This window comes from Sphaerisporangium rufum (assembly GCF_016863395.1).
Taxonomy (GTDB): domain Bacteria; phylum Actinomycetota; class Actinomycetes; order Streptosporangiales; family Streptosporangiaceae; genus Sphaerisporangium; species Sphaerisporangium rufum.
In genome coordinates this window covers 124,743-142,687 of sequence record NZ_BOOU01000024.1, presented here as the reverse complement: position 1 = coordinate 142,687, position 17,945 = coordinate 124,743, and the positions used below count along the sequence as shown (strand labels likewise).

Below are 17,945 nucleotides of genomic sequence, written 5' to 3'. Positions count from 1 at the left end.
CCCGCCGGCCCGCCGGCGGCCCCCCGGCGTCCCGCGACCCGCCGCCGGTCCCGCCGCACGCGCGCAGCCCGGCCCGGCCCCGCAGGCGCGGCCCGCCGACGATCCCGCCGCACGCGCGCAGCCCTCCCCTGGCCCGCGGGCGCAGCCCGCCGACGGCTCGGCCGCGCGATCCCGGTCCGCCGCCGGCCACCGCGCCGAACCCCGCTGACCACGACAGATACCACCAAGGACCGCGCACGGCCGGCCGAGGAAGGACATGCGATGGACCACCGCACCCGCGCCCCGGGCCTCTCCGGCTCGCCCGAGTCACCGGACCCCGGCGACCTCGGCCGCCGGGTCGCCCGGCTGCGTGCCGAGCAGGGCCTCAGCCGCGACCAGCTGGCCGAACGGGCGGACATGGCGCCGGGCTTCATCCGCTATCTGGAGGAACACCCCTGCTCGCTCACCCCGGGCACCGTGTTGCGGCTGGCCGCCGCGCTGGACACGACCGCCGCCGAACTGCTCGGCGGCACGGCCGGCCGCCCGCCCGGCGGCGCCCGGGCCGCGCGTCGCGCCACCCTGGACCGGCTGGAGACCGACGAGTGCGTCCGGCTCATCGCGCCGGGCGGGGTGGGCCGGGTGGCGCTGGCCGACCCGGCCGGCCCGCTGGTGTTCCCGGTCAACTACCGCTACCACGACGGCACCGTCATCTTCCGCACCCGGCCCGGCGGCCCGCTGGACGCGGGCGCGCGCGCCGCGGCGGCGGGCGAGCGGGTGACGGTCGGCTTCGAGGTGGACCGGATCGACGACGCCCGGCGCGAGGGCTGGAGCGTCCTGGTCCGCGGCGTCGCCGACGCGGTGCCGCCGGACGAGGTCGCCGTGCTCACCGCCGCCACCGTCGAACCGTGGGCGGGCGACGGCCGCGACCTGTACGTCCGCGTCGTCCCGCACCACATATCCGGCCGCCGCATCCACACCTTCTGACCGCCCGCCGGCCGTTCACCCCGGCGGCGCCACCTGGACCGGCACCAATCCGACGACCACGTCACCGTGCGTGCGGCGCAGGTACTCCAGCGCATGCTCCGTCGCCGGATCGTGGTTCAGCCGTTCCCGGTAGAAGTGCAGCCGATCCTCGCAGTCATCGATGATCTCGCTCCAGGTCCGGGCCCAGATCCGGATGCCGCCCTCCCACTCGGCGATACAGCCGGTCGGACGGTTGGGCGCCGTGGCATCCCGCCGGACGATGTCCTCCATCTCGGTGGACACCACCCAGAAATCCCATGACACCCGGGCATCGCGGAACTGCGCATCGTTCGCCACCGCCTGGGCGTAGCTCTTGATCTGCCCTACCTCGGCCTGCCCGATCCGCACTTTCGGCGCCTTCAGCTCCACCACAAGATGCTCGCGACCTGTTCCACTCCGGTGAGCCCGGCCGAGCGTGAGATCCACGATCCCCTGCCGGCCGTCCTCCCTTCGGACCGGCGTCACCGGCTCACCGGCCGGGCGCCCAAGGGCCGCCAGATGCCGGCTCAGCACGGCGTCCAGGCTGCGATCGCTCACCATGAGCGCGTAGGCGTCCCCGAACACCCAGGTCTCCGGCTCCAGAATCTTGTGGAGCTCGGCACGTTCTTTGAGCGTCCGGCTGACCGACGGCTCGAAGACCAGCATCTTGAGCACAGCGACGAAGTCGAGCCGGGCCGCCACCTGACCGGTGGCCTTGATCACATCGGCGAGGCTGGTCCGCTGCAGCAGGCGCTTCAGCTCTTCCTGCTCCGACTGGGGAAGCCGGAAGAGTTCCTCTAGAACCGGGTACAGTCCCGCCGGATCGTGAGTAATGACCTCTTTGAGCAGGCGCAGGGTGGTCTTTCGGCTCTGCTGAGCCTTGGGGAGACGCCGGGCGATGGTCGTGGCGACCTCGTCGAACACCTGCCGCTCCACCGCCTCGGCCGGCTGCCGCGGCTCGCGCGGGTAGGGATAGACGTCCTCCCGCTTCCACTCCTGGATCAACCGGGCCCGCCGCTCGTGATCCCGTCGGCGGAAATGCGCGCGGAGTGTCTCACGTGCCGTTTCGAGAAGACCGCCGAGGTCGTCGAGTTCGGCGAGCGGGAGATCTCCTCGGCGGTCGACGAAGCCGTCCCAGAGGAGGTAAGCGGTGAAGTGGTACCCCGGAGCCCGGATGCCGGGTGATACCTCGTCCAGCACCACTCCGCTCGCGTCACACAGGGCGAGCACCCGGCCGACGTCCTCATGCCACTCGATCACCCGCAAGGTAGGCGGTGGGTACTCCATGGACCCGGGGGACGGGATCTCACATTCGGTCATGCCGGCCCAGACGGTGGCCGGGTCCAGCCTCGTTCCCTGGAAGGTGATGTTCACGTCTGGATTGGCCGCCAGGAAGGGCGCGAAGACGGAGGCGAGCTGGCGCGCGGTGTCGTCGTGCATCAGACGGTTCACGAAATCCGCCGGCACCGAAGCCTCCACCCGGGTGCCCGGCGGCGAACCGACGTACTCGGGAGCGGAGATCTCGAAGTCCGCCGGTCGATCGACCGTGCCATCGATGGTCGTACGCTCGGCCCGCCCGTCCGCACTCCTGGCCACCGTCACCCAGCGGACCTGCTCGCCCAGGGCGAAGGCGCGCAGCCTGCCCTGGCCGCCACGCCCGTGCAGCCCGCGTTTCAAGTCCGGCGATACCTTCGCCGCCATCTTCCATGAGCCACCGAGGCCGCCGAAGTAGCCGGCACATGCCCCATTCGGCATGCCATGCCCGTCGTCACTGACGCTGACGTACTCGACACCGTCCAGATCGTTGGCGTCGACGACGACTTCTATGTTGTGAGCCTCCGCGTCCAGCGCGTTCCAGATCATCTCCGCCACCGCGCCGACCGGATCCTTCAACCGTGCCAGCCGCAGCAGGTGATCGGGCTTCGCCTCGATATGGACCGTGTACACGACGTCACTATCGCAGATCAGCGAGCTCACCATGGGTCGCCCGGTGACCTGATCGGGACGTGTCAGGATCGGTGCACAACCTTAAGGGCGGTCCGGGCGTCCAACCGGGCATGAGACGTGAAAGCGAGATCACTCGGAAGACCGGTGCGATCCGGCGGGCCGGACGGCCGGTCGCGGTCGCGGCGCTGGCGGCGGGGCTGACGCTGACGGGTGTGACCGCCGCCGACGCGGCGGTGCCGACCGCGGGGGGCGGGCAGGCGGCGGCCGCGGCGAAGGGGACCTTCGGGCCGTTCGGGTACGGCGGCGTCCGGCTCGGGATGACGCTGAAGCAGGCCAGGGCCACCGGCAGGGTCGTCCTCAAGATGCGCGACGGCGGCGCCTGCTCGGGCTGGGACCTCAAGGCCCACCCGACCGGCCGCGGCAGCGTGGGGCTGTACATCTCCAAGAAGCGCGGCGTCGCCGTGATCGCCGCGCCTAAGGGGGTCCGCAACCCGCAGGGCATCAAGATCGGCTCGACCAAGGCCCAGCTCAAGAAGGCCTACCCGAAGATCAAGTTCGGCGAGTTCGACCCCCAGGTGACCGTGCCCGGCAACAAAAAGGCCGTCTTCTACTTCGGCGTAGCCCACGGCAAGGTCGAGGGGATGGGTCTCCTCCTCAAGACCCAGGACTGCGTCAGCTGACCCGGCGAATTAGTGCCGCCCTCGCCCGGCAGGGCGGGTGCGGCACGGGACCATCGGCCGGCGACCCGGGGTGGCCGGCCGACCGGCCGGTGGGATCGGCAGGCCGCCGAGTTGACCTTGTACCTTTTATGCGATTGCCTGGCTCGGTGTCCGAACTACGCATCGAGCCGGTCGAGCCCGACGGGGCCGTCGAGGACTGGCGGCATGTGCACAACGTGATCGTCCCGCCGGCGGCGCTGAGCCCGGCCGAGGTCGAGGAGAACGTCCGGCGGTACCGCCTGGAGGTGGCCTACCTGGACGACGTCCTGGTCGGGTGCACGACGGTCCGGCCACCGGAGAACGGCGACCCGGCGACCGTCATCGTCCGGGTGCTGCCTGAGTACCGGCGGCGCGGCTTCGGCGCCGCGCTCTACACCCGGGCGCTGGCCCAGGCCCGGGAGCTCGGCGGCGCGGACATCCGCACGGTCATCTGGGCGGCGAACGAGGACGGCGTGCGCTTCGCACAGGCCCGCGGCTTCACCGAAGTGGACCGCGAGCCCGACCCCGAGGACGGCATCCCCTTCCTGACCTGGCACCTCACCTCGTCCTGAACACCCGCGCGCCCCCGTGGCGGACCCCTCGTCCATGGACGCGCGTCCGTCCACCCGCGCCGGAGCCGCCGGCGCCGGCTGAGCCCCCGGACGGCACCGCGCCCCGGTCGGTCCGCCGCGGCGACGGCGGACCGGGGCGCGGTGCTCGCCCCGGTCAGTCCGGTACGGATCCGGCCGGTGCGGGTTCGAAGCGGACCCGGGACCGCAACCGGCGGAAGCCGCTGCGTTCCAGGTCGGCCACCACCGCCACCCGGTGCGCGTCCACGTCGGCCACCACCTCCCTGGCACCGCCCTCGTCCAGCACCCGGACCGCCTCGGCGAGCAGTTCGGGCCGGGCGGCCTCGTCGAGCACGCCGAGGTAGGCGAACAGCGGGTAGCAGGCGTCCCCGGCCGTACCGGCCAGGCCGACCGGCTCGCCCGCGTCCAGCACGACCCGCCACGCCTCCAGCGAGCCACCCAGCCAGGCCAGCGGATCGGTGGCCAGGTCCACCCCGGCGACCGCCTTGGCGATCTCCATCCCGGTCAGCACGTCCGGCCGGGCGACCCGCGCCACCAGGGCGTCGATCTCGGCCGTACCGGCGGGCGGGCGGAAAGTGTACCGTCCTGAACTCGCCGGCAGCGGCGTGCCGGTCCAGGAACATCTCAGCCGCTCGCCCCGCTCGGCCAGCCCGGCCAGCCGGGCGGCGGCCATCGGCGGCTCGACCACGGCCAGCACCTCCGGCCGGCGCCGCCAGTGCGCGGGCAGCGCGGCGTGGTACGGCACCGGGCCGCCGAACGCCTCGTGCGCGGCCCGCAGCATCGCGGCGCCTACCTCCGGCTCGGCGGCCAGGTCGAACCGCTCCAGCCACGGCGCGCCGGCGGCACCGGGCGGCAGCAGCCAGGCCGCCCGGCCGACGACCCGGCCGCCGCGCAGCGCGACCCAGGTCCGCTCCGGCCGGTAGCCGCCACCGGCGACGCCGTCGGCGTAGGCCACCTGGCGCAGCTCGGGCAGCGGGTCGGGCATGGAATCGAACAGGCTCTCCTCACCCGCGACCAGCGGGCGGATGACCACATCGGTCATGAATGGATCCTCCGGGAAACCGGCGCCCCGGCTCAGACCCGCGCGGACGCCGGAACGCGGAGGGGGCGCAGAACATCGGACATCGTTCTGACCTCCTCCCGGCTCGACGGCGTACCCGCAACCTACCCGCCCTCCCCCACCTCCGCAACGGCCGAGCGATCTTCCGGCCGGCGTCCCGCACACCGCACGTGCCACTTCCCCCGACCACACCACCGCCCCTTCGCACGGTCAGTACTCTCCGGACAGCGAGAGGAGCGTGCCATGATCGCGCGATCGCCACAGCGCGACCCCGATGACGTACCGCTGCCGGAGAAGGATCTGCGAGTCATCCGTGCCGCGTTAGTCGTACCCGAGGACCGGGAGGCCTTCGACGCCGGGCTGAAGGCGGTACTGGACGAGGTCAGGCTCAAGCTTGATCTCGCGGTGCTGGACGCCTTCGTCCACCGTTGGTGGATCTCCGCGTGCGACTCGGTGCGTGACCCGGAGGGCCGCAGGCGGATGCACGCCTGCGCCGGACGACTCGCCGCCGGCGAACCCCTGTCCAGCGGGAGGACTTGGCGCGAGATCCTCGACGAGCGCCTCCAGGGCACCCCTGCCGACTGAGCGACGATTCTTAGTACTTCACCTCGCACCAGACAGTGCGACCGGTGTGATGCTCACCGACCCCCCAGCGGTGGGAGATCTCCTCGACCAGGAGCAGGCCGCGCCCGCCCTCGCGCCAGAGGTCGCCGGCGACGCGAGGACGGCGGTCCGCGCCGGCGTCGCGTACCAGGACGCGGATGGCGTCACCCCCGTCGAGCAGCGTGAGCGTGACCGTCCCGCCGCGCGACTCCGAGTGGACGACCGCGTTGGTGACCAGCTCTGATACGAGCAGCATCACGTCGTCGACGACTGGATGCGCTGCCCCCAGCGCCGTCCGGGCAAGTTTGCGCGCCGCTGCCACCGACGCCTCGGTCCCGATCAGGTCCCACGACCCGAGAAGCCTGTCCACCACCATGCCGAGCCCCGTTCTCGCGAAATGGCATCGGAAGCTCTCACACGACGAGGTGTCCGATGTTCGGTCGATCGTCAACCTCAGCCTGAAGGCATCGACTACAGTTCGCAGTTGAACGATTACACAAATGCCACACGGATGCGTGCTTCCCGGTAGCACGCAGGCGACGTGAAGGAGAACCCGTGCCGCAGCCACGAGAGTTGGATCCGGAGGCGTCCCCGCTGGCCAGATTCGGTTTCGAGGTTCGTCGGCGGCGCCTGGCCGCCGGGCTCACCCAGCGGCAACTGGCCGAACGGCTCCTCTTCTCCACCAGCATGATCGGCATGGTCGAACGAGCCGACCGCAAACCCGAGCAGGCTTTCGCAGAGAGATGCGATGAGCTCTTCGGCCTTACCGGTGTTCTCACCGAACTGTGGTCACGGGCGTACAGATGGAAGGACGCCGCTCCGCTCTGGTTTCGCGACGGCCTTCAAGCCGAGCAGCAGGCGACCACGCTGCGCACCTGGGATCCGCTTCTCGTCTTCGGCCTCATGCAGACCGAGGCCTACGCCAGACACGTGCTCGCGGGCGAGCCGGGGACCACTCGGGACTTACTCGAGGAGAGATTGGCGACCCGGCTGCAACGCCGGTCGATCCTGTCCCGGACCACCCCGCCCACCGTGCAGACGATCATCGATGAGGGCGTGCTACGTCGCCCTATCGGAGATCCGGCCGTCATGCGGCAACAGCTGGAACACCTCTTGATGATCGCTGAACATCCGAACGTGAAGATCCAGGTGCTTCCTTACTCCGCTGGATCAACATGCGGCCTGCTGAGCGCTTTCGTCATCACCGAACTCGCCGGTCACTGGACAACGGTCTGGGCGGAGTCTTCCATACAGGGAAAGGTGACGGACGCGCCGGAGATCGTACAGGCCGCCGGCAAGCGTTACGACGCGCTGCGGATGGAAGCGCTTCCGCACCACATGAGCATGGAACTGATCAAGAAGGAGATCGAACGATGGAACTGAGCGCCGCCGAATGGCGAAAGTCCTCTCACTCCGGATCGGACGGCGGTTCCTGCGTGGAAGTGGCGACGAACGTGCCGGGGCTGGTCGCCTTACGGGACAGCAAGATTCCGAATGGACCGACGATCACGGTTCGGCCGGAACACTGGCGAGGCTTTCTGCGGATGCTGGCCCATCGGCGTTGAATCCATACGGCGCCGGGTGGCGCAGGTCTTCATATTCGGGATCCAGCGGTGGCCAGTGCGTCGAAGTGACGATGGGCATGCCAGGGGCCGTCGGTATACGGGACAGCAAGGTGCCGGGTGGACCCGTCGTGACGGTCGACCCACACGAGTGGCTGCGTTTTCTGCGGGAGGTGGCGGGCCGGTGTTGTTGATGGTCATCCGGCCAGCGACCACCTCGCATCACCGATCCGCAGGACGAACGTGCGACCAGTCGTGGTGGCGGAAGCGTGACGCCGTCTCGGCTGTGATCGCTACGGCTGTCGGGAGTGGGAAACCTGGTGACCGAGGATGATCACGGCGAGGTGTCCGGCACTGGTGATCGCGTAGCTGTTTCTTGGGGCCTGGACGTACTCCAGCACGTCAAGGACTTCCATGGCCATATCGATGGGGCAAGGCTCTGGACGGTAGGCAGCGCCTCAAGGATTCGTTTGCCCTAGTGAACCGAGTGATGCGCTGCCGATTCCCAGCCGTTAGGGCTGCTTCAAGGGATCGGTCGATCGGAGGAGGAGCCACGGCGGCACACACCTCATCCCCCGTCTGCCTCCTCATGGGGGTTTGGGCAGGTGGAAGGTCAGACGGGATACCCGACCCGCCTGGATCACAGGCCCGTGTTGCACTCCTCCAGCGATCACATTGTGCACCGCTCTCAAGGGCCGAGACTCCGGCATATCCCCTGCTGTCAGCAGGCGTCGCAGGTCCTCGGCCAGGGCAGGCTCAGCCTTGAGCAAACTCTGCAGCCGGGCGCACCATACACCTTCCACAGCCGCCACGAGCTGCCCGTCACGTGATCCGCCAGCCTGCAGCAACTCAGTCCGAGAAACATCGAGGTCATACGCCACCTGTTCGGTCGCCCTTCCTCGGGCGAGCATCCGGGCGATGCCGTCCTTCACCTCCGTCCACGCATCGGAAACCATGAGGCCGACCAGCGTCGCCGCCCCCGAACTCGCCAGTGCCACCAGCTCAGCCTCCACCACTGGCCCCTTTCTGCTTGTTGCGGTCCATTGGCCGAATCATCGATCCGGCTCATCGTCCGGCGGGGCGGACGAAGGATCGAAGTCGTCGAAGAGAGAAGCCGTGGTGACGTCGAATCGATTGTTGAGCTCGTCGGCCACATCCTGCCTGCCGTGCTTGCGTAGGACGTCGGATATCTGCCGGGAAAGGAGCGCTCGTTCGGGATCGCCTTCTGAGAGGTCCATCGACAGAAGAAAGGCACCGAAGTGGTCGGCAGGCGTCCGGGGTGCCGATGTGGGTGTGCCCGCTTCCGCGTTCATCGAATAGGGCTCCGATTCGGTGACCCGCCCTCCGTTCACCGGCCCTGTGACCAGGTGCAGGAAGGGCTCGGGTACGTGCGCGTTATTCGCAGCAGAGGAAAGCTGAGCGAGCAACCCGATGTCCTTCACGGTCTTCTCAACGTGATCGTCGTTCTTGGCGAGCCACCAGACCACCGCGCTGCCAGGGTCCTTCAACACGTTCTCGCTCAGGTACGCACGTCTGCTCTGCTGATACCTCATCTCATGCTCCCAGACGGCGTTTTCCTTGCGCGTCGATGCAAGTTTGGCGAGCCGTTCGCGGTCGTCCTCTGAGAGCGTGAGGGTGACCGATTCAGCTATCACACGAAGGCAGCCTGTGTCGTCCAACTCCATCCGGCCCAACATCCCGCTGAGCTCGTGCTGAACGAGTGATGCGCGGCCAGGTGGTCTGTTCCCCGTGATCCTCCGCGCACGTGTCAGGATGGTCTCCATCGCGAGAGCCTCGGCGTTGAATGACTCGCCCGTTCCCATCCCTGTCGGCGACCAGCGGACCGTGGCGGAAAACACGAAATCGTAGTCGTCCCAGGCGCTTGGCAGGGCAACCTCGGCGATACGCTGCTCTCTGCGTTCCATGGGTGGGACCGGTGGAGCAAGGTACACCTCTGACGGCTCGGCATGACGGCGCATCATCTTCGCGATGGCCAAGGCGACTGCGCCCAGAGCCACGAACAGGAGAGCTCCGAGCCACAAGGGCTGAGGAGCGAAAAGAATGAGTGCGACGAGGATCAGTCCTGCGAATACGACAAGGTAAATCGTCGCGGTTGTACGGCCAGAGGTCATGGGGCGCCTTCCTACTTGCGCTGTCAGGCGGGCTGGGCTCATACGACCCGAGTACTTTGAGCGATGTCGATCTTTTGCAGCACGCGGTCACGGAACCGCACGTCGGAATCAGGACGAGTCAGGGAACGTTCCAGTTCGCAAGCCATGACGTAGAGCCGGCCCATGACCTTCGGACGGCAGACCCCGCCGTTGATCAGTACGTCAAGTAGCGCACCCTGATACGGCCCTCCCCTGCCGGCAGCGAGGAGCCATCGCCTAGCCGCAGGACTCCACACGCCCTCGGACCGTCGCCCGAAGACCATGTCCCAGCCGTTCGTCATCTGTTTTCGTACGGCTTCGTGAGTGATGAGACTCCTGCTCCGGCCCTCCGTAGCGGTCAACAGGTCCGGGTCGGCCAGCTCCAAGAAGAGGTCGGGATCGGCCTCGTATGTATTGTTGCCGCTGAACTGATAATCGAGCCGGTCGAACATCAGCCGGAGGAGACGCCGGTCCGTACGTACGAGCCGAGTGAGAGCGTCGTGCGCACATGTGGTCCCCTGACCTTCCCGCCTCGCCATGTGGTGCAGGCGGACCACCGCTTCATGGGGATGGTGCACAGCCATCACCTCGGTGCAGAGCGAGATGACCACCTGGGTGAGCGCGGCGGATAGATTGGTCCTGAGGGACCACTCATAAATTTGGCGCCGGAAGAACCAGCCCTGACGCTGGTCCTGCAGGCCTTTCGTCAGAAGCTGAACCGCTGCTCGTGTCCCGGCTCGTTTCGCCTCATTCTCCGTCCACGTGAGCACCAAGGGAACGAGCATCTGCCGGTAACGGTCCTGCAAGCACAACTCCGTGAAACGCTTGACCAGCTCGTCTCGATCCGCGTCTGTGAGCTCCGTCGACATGACGGTCGTCCCGACCCACTCACTTAGGCCGGCCCGCAGCTCCGGCAGCTGCGTCCAGGAGTATGTGCGGACGGCCCTGTCGAACTCCAGGACCTTGAACCGTACGCAGCCCTTCCCGTCCGGTTCTGCGCCGATCTCGCGGAGCCGCTCTATGAGACCCGTATGTTGCAGTACCGGGAGGTCTTCCTCCGGATGGCGCAACGTGGCCAGCAGCGAGACGGCCGCGTTGTGGACGGCGTCAGCGTGAGCACCATGCAGCATGGCGGTGGCGAGCAACAAAGCACGCAACGATCCATCCTGCAGTTTGCGTAGGCTATCTACTACTTCTGTCTCCCGCCCGCCCAAGGCGGTGTACGCCTCCTGGCACCAGGCGGCGTAATCCCCCGTGCCCCCGGCCTTCGCCGCTCGCGCGCCGACGATAAGACTCGCGAAGCGAGCAATGTCCTCCATCGGCGGGCGCCGCCCCAGGAACGCCGTAACCACAGCGGGCGCGGGCTGCTTGATCAATTCATGGGCAAGGCCGTTCAGGCGCAGGTAACGCCGCAGCACCGCCGACTCCTGCGGACGACCGATCACTACCCGGTACGGAACGAGCGCCGGCACCAGGCGTGCGGTCCTCTCGCATGGGAGCACGATGACGAGACGGGCTAGGTGCCTGTAGACCTCTGCCCGCACGGAATGAAGCTCTTCATGAGCCCTCACCCAGACTTTCTCCTCGACCTCGGACAGGTCGAGCAGCAACAGGCTGTCATCGGCGATGCCATCGAGAGCGAGAAGGGGCCTGCTCTCGTCATCGTTCAGAGGCAACTCCCGGAACGTGTCCTCGCCCGTGCGCAACTCGTGCAACAGCATCTGCGCGGCCGCCACCCGACCGCTGCCTGGTTCCCCACCGAGCAGAACGGTTCTCTGCGAGGCAAGAATTTCCCGTGCCTTGCCGAACCCGGGAGGAGGGACGAAGTTCCTGCGCAGCCACAGCAGATGATCCGCCGCGAAGCTCCTGAACGATTGACCTCCGCGGTCCGCGAGCGTCTCGAAGTAGTAATTATTAACGTGCTGATCCCCCGGGCCCATATTCATCTGCGTGTGACGGCTGTAGACGGAGTGCTGAAACCAGTCGCTCAACGCTCGTCCTCATTCTTGTCCGAGCCGCCGAACGTGTGACTAATTCCCCCCTCATTGCTCCCTTGCACGTAAGCCGCCCCCGGGCCGGAGAAGTGCGAGGAGTTGTTGTACTGGTTCCCCTTGCCCATGTGGATCGACCCCTGGTTCCCCTTCATGACCGTGCCCACGTCACCGTGGATGTTCCGGCCCTGCACGCCCGTGCCTTGCACGTCCCTCATCTGGTTGTGCACCGTGTCAGGGCCTTCGGCAGTAGTATGGTCGCGAAGCGTGGGCACCAGTTCGACCAGCGCTTTCGCGATCCGGGTCAGGCCTGACTCAGCATCCTGAAGATCGAGCCGGATGGACTGGTAATCAGCGAGCCAGCCGAGCTCCGGGGGGAGTTCCGACGACCTGAGCCGTTCGGTCCTGCGGCCGTCGAGGACGGGAATGACGGGAATGCCGTAGGCGAGTGCCTCCACAATCTCCCTGCGGACCCAATCGTTCTCATTCCGCAACGCGGGAGCACCGGCCCAATCCGGTCCGATCACGGCGACCAACGCGGAGCAGTTCCGGACATTGGCGAGCAATTCCGCAGGATAGGGCGATCCCGGCTTGATGGACTTGGACGCACGGAAGACCTTGTCCTCACCGAAGCGGTGCGACAACTCTCTGTCGATCACGGCCGCGGTCTTTTCTCCGTCTCCCGTTCGGTAATTGACGAACACCTCTGGCATTGTGAGTTCTCATTTCTAGGGCGTGACGATGCGCAGCGCGGTACTTAGCTCAGGGGATAGATCACGCACCTGAGCGTTGCGCGGGTGGCGATTCAACACACGGGCGAGTGAGCGGAGGTCAGCGGCGATGGTGGCGGAACTCACGGTGATGGCGCCGCCCAGCAGGTCGCGCGTCAAGGTGCAGGCATGATCCACCTCACCTGCGACGGCATAGGCGAGAGCGCGGCGCACCCCGTAGCGGACCTTGGTACGAACGGCCTGAGACCCTACCCGCGCGAACTCTCGGTCGAGGATCTCAGCGGCCTCGCGAGGACGCCCCAGATCGTGAAGGCACCAACCGGTGATCATGGCCACCGGCTCGGACAGGTTTGTCGTGCCGATGACTGGCCCGTCACCATCCTCGACCGGTGACGTCAACAACGTCTTGGCACGATCCAGCCCGCGCATGCACGCGTCGTAGTCGCCGCTGATCGCATGCCCTTGGGCCTCGCGCTGCGCAGCAAGACCTCGGATCCGCGGCGGAACCTGGTCTTCCTGTGCCTGCTGCGCCAGACCTATGGTCTGTGCGGCATCCTCCCGGTAGAGGGTGACCAGTGCGCGCCGCACCAGCGCATAGGCCGCCAGGTGCCGGTCACCGCCGGATGCGGCCAGTTCGACCGCCCGCCTGGTCCACCACAACGCGCCTTGCTCATTGCCCGTCTCTTGTACGAGCCAACCGACGTACTCGGCGTATCGCGAGCCCAGCTTGAGCAGACCCTGACGTGTGGCCGAATCGGTGGTGACGGCAGCTTCCCTGAGCATGTGCGTCTGCGAGATGAGCGCGGGAAGCAAAATCGCTGGATTGGTCACCTGTCCCAGTTGGCGGTACTGGTCGAACAGTGACCGAGACACCCTCAACAGTTCCTCGCTCCCTGCCTTTGAGCCGGTCTCGGTGCCGCCGATGCTCATACCGGCGATAGACGCGGCCCCGGCAGCGAGGAGCTGCCGTCGTCCCATTGGCTGGAACCGACTCTGACCGTCTGCGGATAACTGCATCAGCCACACCTCCTCATCGGCGTCCTCCGTTGCCCGTGCCTCAGTCACCTTGGGCCGCATTGCCGGCGTTAGTTTCACCAGGGCACCCCCGGCGTTGAGCGCGGCGTCGCAGAGGCGGGCAAGGTCCCGACTCGGCGCTTTGAGCCCTCGCTCCACCTTGCTAAGTTGACCCTTGCTGTAATGGATACGATTCGCGAGATCGGTCAAGGTGAGATTTGCGGCGATTCGCAGCTTCCGAAGCTCTTTCCCAAACTGGATCGGCTGTCGCACTGTCTGGACCTCCGTCACTTCCGGGCCGAACAGCCGACTCCTTAAGGTTGCGACAGGAGCGGCCGCTCAGACAAGGCCGGTACCGTTGTTTCCCGTTTCCACCCTTGCAGGCAACTGGATACAGCGCTATCTGGACGGGATGTGAGGGGCCAGGGGATTCCGGACAGCCGTCTTATGGGCGTAGCCTATGGGCCGTTTGGACCAAGAGGGACTGCAGCAAGATCTACACATCGAGCCCATTCCAACCGGATCTTGCAGGTCACAGCCTCGTTGCGGATCGCTGATCTGGCCTGAGACATAGAGAAACCCCTGTTAGAAGGGTTGTCAACCAAGATCAACCATTGCACCGGGGGCTCGTGTGCTTTTCTACCGTGCGGCGCTGCCGTTGTCACAACGGACGCTGACCTACCTGGCAGGTGTGATCCGGCGCCACCGGATCGCGATCGGCTCCACCTGGCGCCGGCTCAACCCGGCCCGGCAGGCGCTGCTGGTACTGGTCCGCCTGCGTAAAGGTGAAACGTTCGCCCAGTACTCCAGTGACACTTTGAGATCATGGCTGTGATCTGCGCTGGTAGTGGGCTCGGTGTGGTGACGGCGTCGCCACCATGACCAGCGCAGGATGGTGTGGATCGGCTGGAGGGCGGGAAAGGTCAGTGCGGCGAGAAGCCGCCGGATCTCCGGGACGGTCAGGGGGAGCTGTTTGTCGTCTGGGTCGGGTGTGCAGGTGGCGGCGGCCACGGCGAGGAAGGCCAGGGCGAGCGTCGCCAAGGTGATGTGACGATGCCAGCCGGTCCAGCCGCGGACCTGGTAATGATCCAGTCCGACCTGTCCTTTGGCGGCTTGGAAGGTCTCCTCGATGGTCCAGCGGGTCCCGGCCACTTTCACCAACGCCGCCAGCGGCTTGGGAGTGCGGGCAAAGCACCGGTAGAACGCCGGTTCACCGGTGGTGAGGTTGCGCCGGATCAGTAGCCATCGGTGGCCGGGCCGATCGGTGTCGATCCGCTTCCACGCCCAGGCGTACAAGCGTCGTCCTTTGGCGCCCTCGCCGGCGCTGTAGCGCTGCCAGGCCGGCACACCGGCCGCGATCTCGCTCACCGGACGTTCAGCGCCCTCGGAGCTGACCGGCGGTTGCCCGCGATCGCCAGCACATACCCCATGCCGCGGTTATGGCCGGTCCTCTTGCGCGACTTAGTAATCGGTACCGTATCGTTTATTAAGTGACCGACAGCGTACTGATCGTCGGCGCCGGCCCTACCGGGCTGGCCCTGGCGGTCCATCTGGCCCTGCACGACATCCCCGTGCGCGTCATCGACGCCGCGCCCGGCCCCGCCACCACCTCCAGAGCGCTCGGCCTGCAGCCGCGCGGCGTCGAGGTGCTGGAACGGATCGGCGCGCTCGGCGACCTGCCGCGACGCTCCCAGTCGTCCCTCACCATGTCCTACAACGACGGCCCGCGCACCGTGCTGCGGCTCAGCGTCGGCCAGGCCGTCGCCGACCAGCCCAAACAGGCCCTGCTGATCTCCCAGGCCGAGGTCGAGGGCACCCTGCGGGAGCGGCTGGCCGCGCTGGGCGGCACCGTCGAGTGGGACACCCGGCTGGTGGCCGCCGCGCAGGACGCCGGACACGTCACCGCCACGGTGCGGACCGCCGGCGGCGAGCACCACGTCCAAGCCCACTGGCTCATCGGCTGCGACGGCGCGCACAGCACGGTGCGCAAGCTCGCCGGCATCGGCTTCCCCGGCCGCAGGCTGCTGGAACGCCTGCTGATGGTCGACGTGCAGGCCCGGTGGCCGTTCGACCGGAACGGCAGCACGACCTGGATGGAGGCCGGCCACATGCTGTCGGTCACCGCGCTCCCCGGCGACACCTGGCGGGTGTTCACCGAACCACCGGCGGACCTGCCCGACCGGCTGTCCGAACAGGAGATCACCGATCGGGTGCTCGGCGAGTTCCACCGCCGCAGCGGCGTCGCCCTGGACACCGTGACCGCCGTCCGCTGGGCCTCGGAGTTCCGCATCCACCGCCGGCTCGCCGACGCCTACCGCCGCGGCCGGATCCTGCTGGCCGGAGACGCGGCGCACATCCAGAGCCCCACCGGCGGCCAGGGCCAGAACACCGGGCTCGGCGACGCGGAGAACTTGGCATGGAAGCTGGTGCTGGTCGCCCTCGGCCGGGCCGACCGGCGGCTGCTGGACACCTACGAAGGCGAACGGCGGCCGCTGGCCCGCAATGTCCTGCGCGCCACCAGCACCGCGGTGGAGATCATGCTGCCGCGCACCCGGTTCAGGCGCCTGGTCCGGGACCGGGTCGCGCTGCCGGTCCTGCGGGTGCCCGCCGTGCAGCGCCGGCTGTGGCTGGCCGCCTCCCAGCTCGGCATCGGCTACCGGGGCGGGCCGCTCGCCCGCGACTCCCGCCGGTGGGCGCCGGGCCTTCATCCGGGCGACCGGATGCCCGACCTGGCCTGCCGCCGCCTGGACGGCACCGGGACGACCCTGCACGCCGCCCTCGGGGGACGCTGGGCGGTACTGGCCGGCACCCCCGACCTCGCCGCCCGGCACGCCACGGCGGCCGAGGCGCTGCTCGGCGCTGGAATGGTCATCGCGCTGACCCCGGTCGAGCCGGACTCCTCCCGCACCGTGCTGATCCGCCCGGACGGGCACATCGGCTGGCGTGGCCGCCCGGCGCCGGACAGACTGGCGGCATGGCTGAACACGGTGCTGTGGCCGGCGTAGAACGCGGCGTCGAACGCCATGGCCGCCCGCGCGACCCGGGGAACGACGCCGCCATCCTGGACGCGGCGCTGGACCTGCTGATCGAGCGCGGCGCGACCGGCACCAGCATCGAGGCGGTCGCCCGGCGTGCCGGGGTGGCGAAGCTGACCGTCTACCGGCGCTGGCGCGCCAAGGACGACCTGCTGATGGCGGCGCTGGAGCACGCCCGCACCCCCGGCGCCGACGCGCCGCCGGCCGGACAGTCGATCGACCACCTGGTGGAGTCCATCGCCGCGCTCCTCGGTGACCCCCGGTTCCGGGCGTTGATGGCGCGGGTCATCGGCGCCTCGGTCGACCACCCGGAACTGGTGACCGCTTACACCCGGCGCCACCTGCGGCCCCGGCTGGACGCGCTGGCCGAGACGGCGCGGCAGGCCGTCGACGCCGGCCACTTCCCGCCCGGCACCGACCCCGCCGCCGTCCAGGACGTGCTGGCCGGCTCCATCGGCTCGGTCCTACTCGAGCCCGAGCAGGACGCGGCCCGGATCGCCGCCCGGCTACGCCTCCTGCTCCACCACATCGGCTACCGTCCTTGACCGCGCGGCTCAGAGCCCTGGGTGTCAGTCCAGTGGGAAGACCTCGGTGAGGGGGCGGCGGGGGGTGGCGGGGCGGTCGGGGGTGACGCCGAAGCGGACGATCATCTGCGGGGGCTCGCCGGAGCACAGCTCCTGGCGGATGAACTCGCGCAGGTGGAAGAACTCCAGCGGCTGGGTGTGGAAGGCGGCGCTGACGCCGTAGGCGGAGGCGAACAGCAGGGCCCGCTGCAGGCCGCAGCCCGCGGTGATCCAGTTCTCGCGGGAGTCGCCCGGCGTGGTGAGCAAGGTGACGACACCCGGCGAATCGTCGGCGGCACCGACCGAGTCGCGCCGGTAGCCCCAGGGGCGCCCGCGGGCGTAGTCGCGCCGGGCGAAGTCCTCGGCGGGCGCGCCGGCCGGCCGGGCCGGGTAGGCGCCGGCGGGCACGCCGTCCGGCCGGGTGCTCTCCGGCGCCCGCGACCAGCGCAGCAGTTCCAGCGAGAACGCGGTGTCCTGCGCCTGCACCTCCTGGGCTGCCCGGGTGAGGGCGGCCAGCGTCCGGACGGCCGGCTCGGCGCGCACCGGGGTGAGCCGGGCGCCTTCCGCCGCGGCCTCCCGGCTCAGCGCGTCCACGAACGGGCGCGGCAGCTCCAGATCGGCGAAGTCGGCGCGGTGGGTGTGGCGCCGCTCGATCTCCGCGTGCAGCAGCATGATGTGCTCGTCGCGGCCGACGGCGTCGCCGAGCCGCACGGTGGCCAGCACCGAGGGCCGGTCCGGGTCCGGCAGCACCCGGGTGACCGGCCGGTAGCCGAGAGCCAGCGCGGTGAGCCGCAGGTTGCACAGGGCCGCGCCGCAGCTGATCAGCAGCTCGCGCCCGGCCGGGTCGCCGGTCGGCAGCATGCGTTCGGCGTCGCCGCGCAGGATGATCTCCTCGCCCTGGGTGCCGAACGACCAGGGCTGGGTGTTGTGCACCGAGGGCGCGCGTACCGCCGCCTCGACCGCGGCGCGCACCGCGTACTGGATCTCTTCGCTGGTCCGCGTGCTCATCGCCGATCCTCC

Annotated in this window: 18 protein-coding genes and 2 pseudogenes; 10 read left to right on the top strand and 10 right to left on the bottom strand. The window is 68.6% G+C overall.

The window, feature by feature from the left end:
* Nucleotides 1-261: 261 nt before the first annotated feature.
* Entirely contained in the window at nucleotides 262-963 is a 702-nt protein-coding gene (locus tag Sru01_RS08430) for a helix-turn-helix domain-containing protein (RefSeq protein WP_203983318.1), read from the top strand.
* Nucleotides 964-978: 15 nt separating this feature from the next.
* Here the strand turns inward: Sru01_RS08430 and Sru01_RS08425 are convergent, their stop codons facing one another.
* A complete protein-coding gene (locus Sru01_RS08425; RefSeq protein WP_203983317.1) occupies nucleotides 979-2,961 on the bottom strand; it encodes an ATP-binding protein in 1,983 nt (660 codons plus the stop codon).
* A 77-nt stretch (nucleotides 2,962-3,038) separates the two neighbouring features.
* On the opposite strand from Sru01_RS08425, the gene Sru01_RS08420 reads away from it, so the two are divergent.
* Entirely contained in the window at nucleotides 3,039-3,608 is a 570-nt protein-coding gene (locus Sru01_RS08420) for a hypothetical protein (RefSeq protein WP_239137119.1), read from the top strand.
* A gap of 146 nt (nucleotides 3,609-3,754) precedes the next feature.
* Nucleotides 3,755-4,198: a GNAT family N-acetyltransferase gene (locus Sru01_RS08415; protein ID WP_203983316.1), complete on the top strand. Its 444-nt coding sequence runs from the start codon at nucleotides 3,755-3,757 to the stop codon at nucleotides 4,196-4,198.
* A 154-nt stretch (nucleotides 4,199-4,352) separates the two neighbouring features.
* Here Sru01_RS08415 and Sru01_RS08410 read toward each other — a convergent pair whose 3' ends face one another.
* Nucleotides 4,353-5,258 carry a hypothetical protein gene (locus Sru01_RS08410; RefSeq protein ID WP_203983315.1) on the bottom strand — a complete coding sequence of 302 codons (906 nt, stop codon included), beginning with the start codon at nucleotides 5,256-5,258 and terminating at the stop codon, nucleotides 4,353-4,355.
* A gap of 261 nt (nucleotides 5,259-5,519) precedes the next feature.
* Here Sru01_RS08410 and Sru01_RS08405 point away from each other — a divergent pair, with 261 nt between their 5' ends.
* Nucleotides 5,520-5,861 (top strand): DUF6247 family protein, encoded by a 342-nt coding sequence (locus Sru01_RS08405; protein WP_203983314.1) that lies wholly within the window; start codon nucleotides 5,520-5,522, stop codon nucleotides 5,859-5,861.
* Between the two features lie 10 nt (nucleotides 5,862-5,871).
* Here Sru01_RS08405 and Sru01_RS08400 read toward each other — a convergent pair whose 3' ends face one another.
* A complete protein-coding gene (locus Sru01_RS08400) occupies nucleotides 5,872-6,249 on the bottom strand; it encodes an ATP-binding protein (RefSeq protein WP_203983313.1) in 378 nt (125 codons plus the stop codon).
* Between the two features lie 185 nt (nucleotides 6,250-6,434).
* Between Sru01_RS08400 and Sru01_RS08395 the strand changes: the two genes are divergently transcribed.
* Genes Sru01_RS08395 through Sru01_RS36155 form a run of 3 tightly spaced genes read left to right on the top strand, consistent with a single transcriptional unit; the run spans nucleotide 6,435 to nucleotide 7,635 of the window.
* Nucleotides 6,435-7,262 carry a helix-turn-helix domain-containing protein gene (locus Sru01_RS08395; protein ID WP_203983312.1) on the top strand — a complete coding sequence of 276 codons (828 nt, stop codon included), beginning with the start codon at nucleotides 6,435-6,437 and terminating at the stop codon, nucleotides 7,260-7,262.
* On the top strand, nucleotides 7,253-7,444 hold the full coding sequence (locus Sru01_RS08390; RefSeq protein WP_203983311.1) for a DUF397 domain-containing protein: 192 nt from the start codon (nucleotides 7,253-7,255) through the stop codon (nucleotides 7,442-7,444). The genes Sru01_RS08395 and Sru01_RS08390 overlap by 10 nt, the downstream gene beginning before the upstream one ends.
* Complete coding sequence (locus Sru01_RS36155; RefSeq protein WP_203983310.1) at nucleotides 7,441-7,635, top strand: DUF397 domain-containing protein; 195 nt, start codon at nucleotides 7,441-7,443, stop codon at nucleotides 7,633-7,635. The genes Sru01_RS08390 and Sru01_RS36155 overlap by 4 nt, the downstream gene beginning before the upstream one ends.
* Nucleotides 7,636-8,028: 393 nt before the next feature.
* On the opposite strand, the gene Sru01_RS08380 is transcribed toward Sru01_RS36155, so the two are convergent.
* From Sru01_RS08380 to Sru01_RS08360, 5 genes are read right to left on the bottom strand one after another with little or no spacing between them, the layout of a single operon-like run.
* Nucleotides 8,029-8,454 (bottom strand): hypothetical protein, encoded by a 426-nt coding sequence (locus Sru01_RS08380; protein WP_203983309.1) that lies wholly within the window; start codon nucleotides 8,452-8,454, stop codon nucleotides 8,029-8,031.
* Between the two features lie 39 nt (nucleotides 8,455-8,493).
* A complete protein-coding gene (locus tag Sru01_RS08375) occupies nucleotides 8,494-9,573 on the bottom strand; it encodes a hypothetical protein (protein ID WP_203983308.1) in 1,080 nt (359 codons plus the stop codon).
* A 38-nt stretch (nucleotides 9,574-9,611) separates the two neighbouring features.
* Nucleotides 9,612-11,582 carry a hypothetical protein gene (locus Sru01_RS08370; protein WP_203983307.1) on the bottom strand — a complete coding sequence of 657 codons (1,971 nt, stop codon included), beginning with the start codon at nucleotides 11,580-11,582 and terminating at the stop codon, nucleotides 9,612-9,614.
* Entirely contained in the window at nucleotides 11,579-12,286 is a 708-nt protein-coding gene (locus tag Sru01_RS08365) for a toll/interleukin-1 receptor domain-containing protein (RefSeq protein WP_203983306.1), read from the bottom strand. The genes Sru01_RS08370 and Sru01_RS08365 overlap by 4 nt, the downstream gene beginning before the upstream one ends.
* A gap of 24 nt (nucleotides 12,287-12,310) precedes the next feature.
* Complete coding sequence (locus tag Sru01_RS08360) at nucleotides 12,311-13,600, bottom strand: helix-turn-helix domain-containing protein (RefSeq protein WP_203983305.1); 1,290 nt, start codon at nucleotides 13,598-13,600, stop codon at nucleotides 12,311-12,313.
* A 358-nt stretch (nucleotides 13,601-13,958) separates the two neighbouring features.
* Between Sru01_RS08360 and Sru01_RS35425 the strand changes: the two are divergent.
* Nucleotides 13,959-14,138: pseudogene (locus tag Sru01_RS35425) on the top strand (IS5/IS1182 family transposase); the annotation flags it as partial.
* A gap of 12 nt (nucleotides 14,139-14,150) precedes the next feature.
* Here the strand turns inward: Sru01_RS35425 and Sru01_RS36680 are convergent.
* Nucleotides 14,151-14,485, bottom strand: a pseudogene (locus Sru01_RS36680) (IS701 family transposase); the annotation flags it as partial.
* Between the two features lie 332 nt (nucleotides 14,486-14,817).
* On the opposite strand from Sru01_RS36680, the gene Sru01_RS08350 reads away from it, so the two are divergent.
* Both Sru01_RS08350 and Sru01_RS08345 read left to right on the top strand, forming a co-directional pair.
* Nucleotides 14,818-16,332 carry an FAD-dependent oxidoreductase gene (locus tag Sru01_RS08350; RefSeq protein ID WP_203983303.1) on the top strand — a complete coding sequence of 505 codons (1,515 nt, stop codon included), beginning with the start codon at nucleotides 14,818-14,820 and terminating at the stop codon, nucleotides 16,330-16,332.
* On the top strand, nucleotides 16,302-16,907 hold the full coding sequence (locus Sru01_RS08345) for a TetR/AcrR family transcriptional regulator (RefSeq protein WP_203983302.1): 606 nt from the start codon (nucleotides 16,302-16,304) through the stop codon (nucleotides 16,905-16,907). The genes Sru01_RS08350 and Sru01_RS08345 overlap by 31 nt, the downstream gene beginning before the upstream one ends.
* Nucleotides 16,908-16,931: 24 nt before the next feature.
* Here Sru01_RS08345 and Sru01_RS08340 read toward each other — a convergent pair whose 3' ends face one another.
* Nucleotides 16,932-17,933 carry an Acg family FMN-binding oxidoreductase gene (locus Sru01_RS08340; RefSeq protein WP_203983301.1) on the bottom strand — a complete coding sequence of 334 codons (1,002 nt, stop codon included), beginning with the start codon at nucleotides 17,931-17,933 and terminating at the stop codon, nucleotides 16,932-16,934.
* Between the last annotated feature and the right edge of the window lie 12 nt (nucleotides 17,934-17,945).

Coding starts and splice junctions, on each gene's coding strand:
- Sru01_RS08430 (WP_203983318.1), top strand. CDS start 262: ATGGACCACCGCACCCGCGCCCCGGGCCTCTCCGGCTCGCCCGAGTCA.
- Sru01_RS08425 (WP_203983317.1), bottom strand. CDS start 2,961: ATGGTGAGCTCGCTGATCTGCGATAGTGACGTCGTGTACACGGTCCAT.
- Sru01_RS08420 (WP_239137119.1), top strand. CDS start 3,039: ATGAGACGTGAAAGCGAGATCACTCGGAAGACCGGTGCGATCCGGCGG.
- Sru01_RS08410 (WP_203983315.1), bottom strand. CDS start 5,258: ATGACCGATGTGGTCATCCGCCCGCTGGTCGCGGGTGAGGAGAGCCTG.
- Sru01_RS08405 (WP_203983314.1), top strand. CDS start 5,520: ATGATCGCGCGATCGCCACAGCGCGACCCCGATGACGTACCGCTGCCG.
- Sru01_RS08390 (WP_203983311.1), top strand. CDS start 7,253: ATGGAACTGAGCGCCGCCGAATGGCGAAAGTCCTCTCACTCCGGATCG.
- Sru01_RS08375 (WP_203983308.1), bottom strand. CDS start 9,573: ATGACCTCTGGCCGTACAACCGCGACGATTTACCTTGTCGTATTCGCA.
- Sru01_RS08345 (WP_203983302.1), top strand. CDS start 16,302: ATGGCTGAACACGGTGCTGTGGCCGGCGTAGAACGCGGCGTCGAACGC.
- Sru01_RS08340 (WP_203983301.1), bottom strand. CDS start 17,933: ATGAGCACGCGGACCAGCGAAGAGATCCAGTACGCGGTGCGCGCCGCG.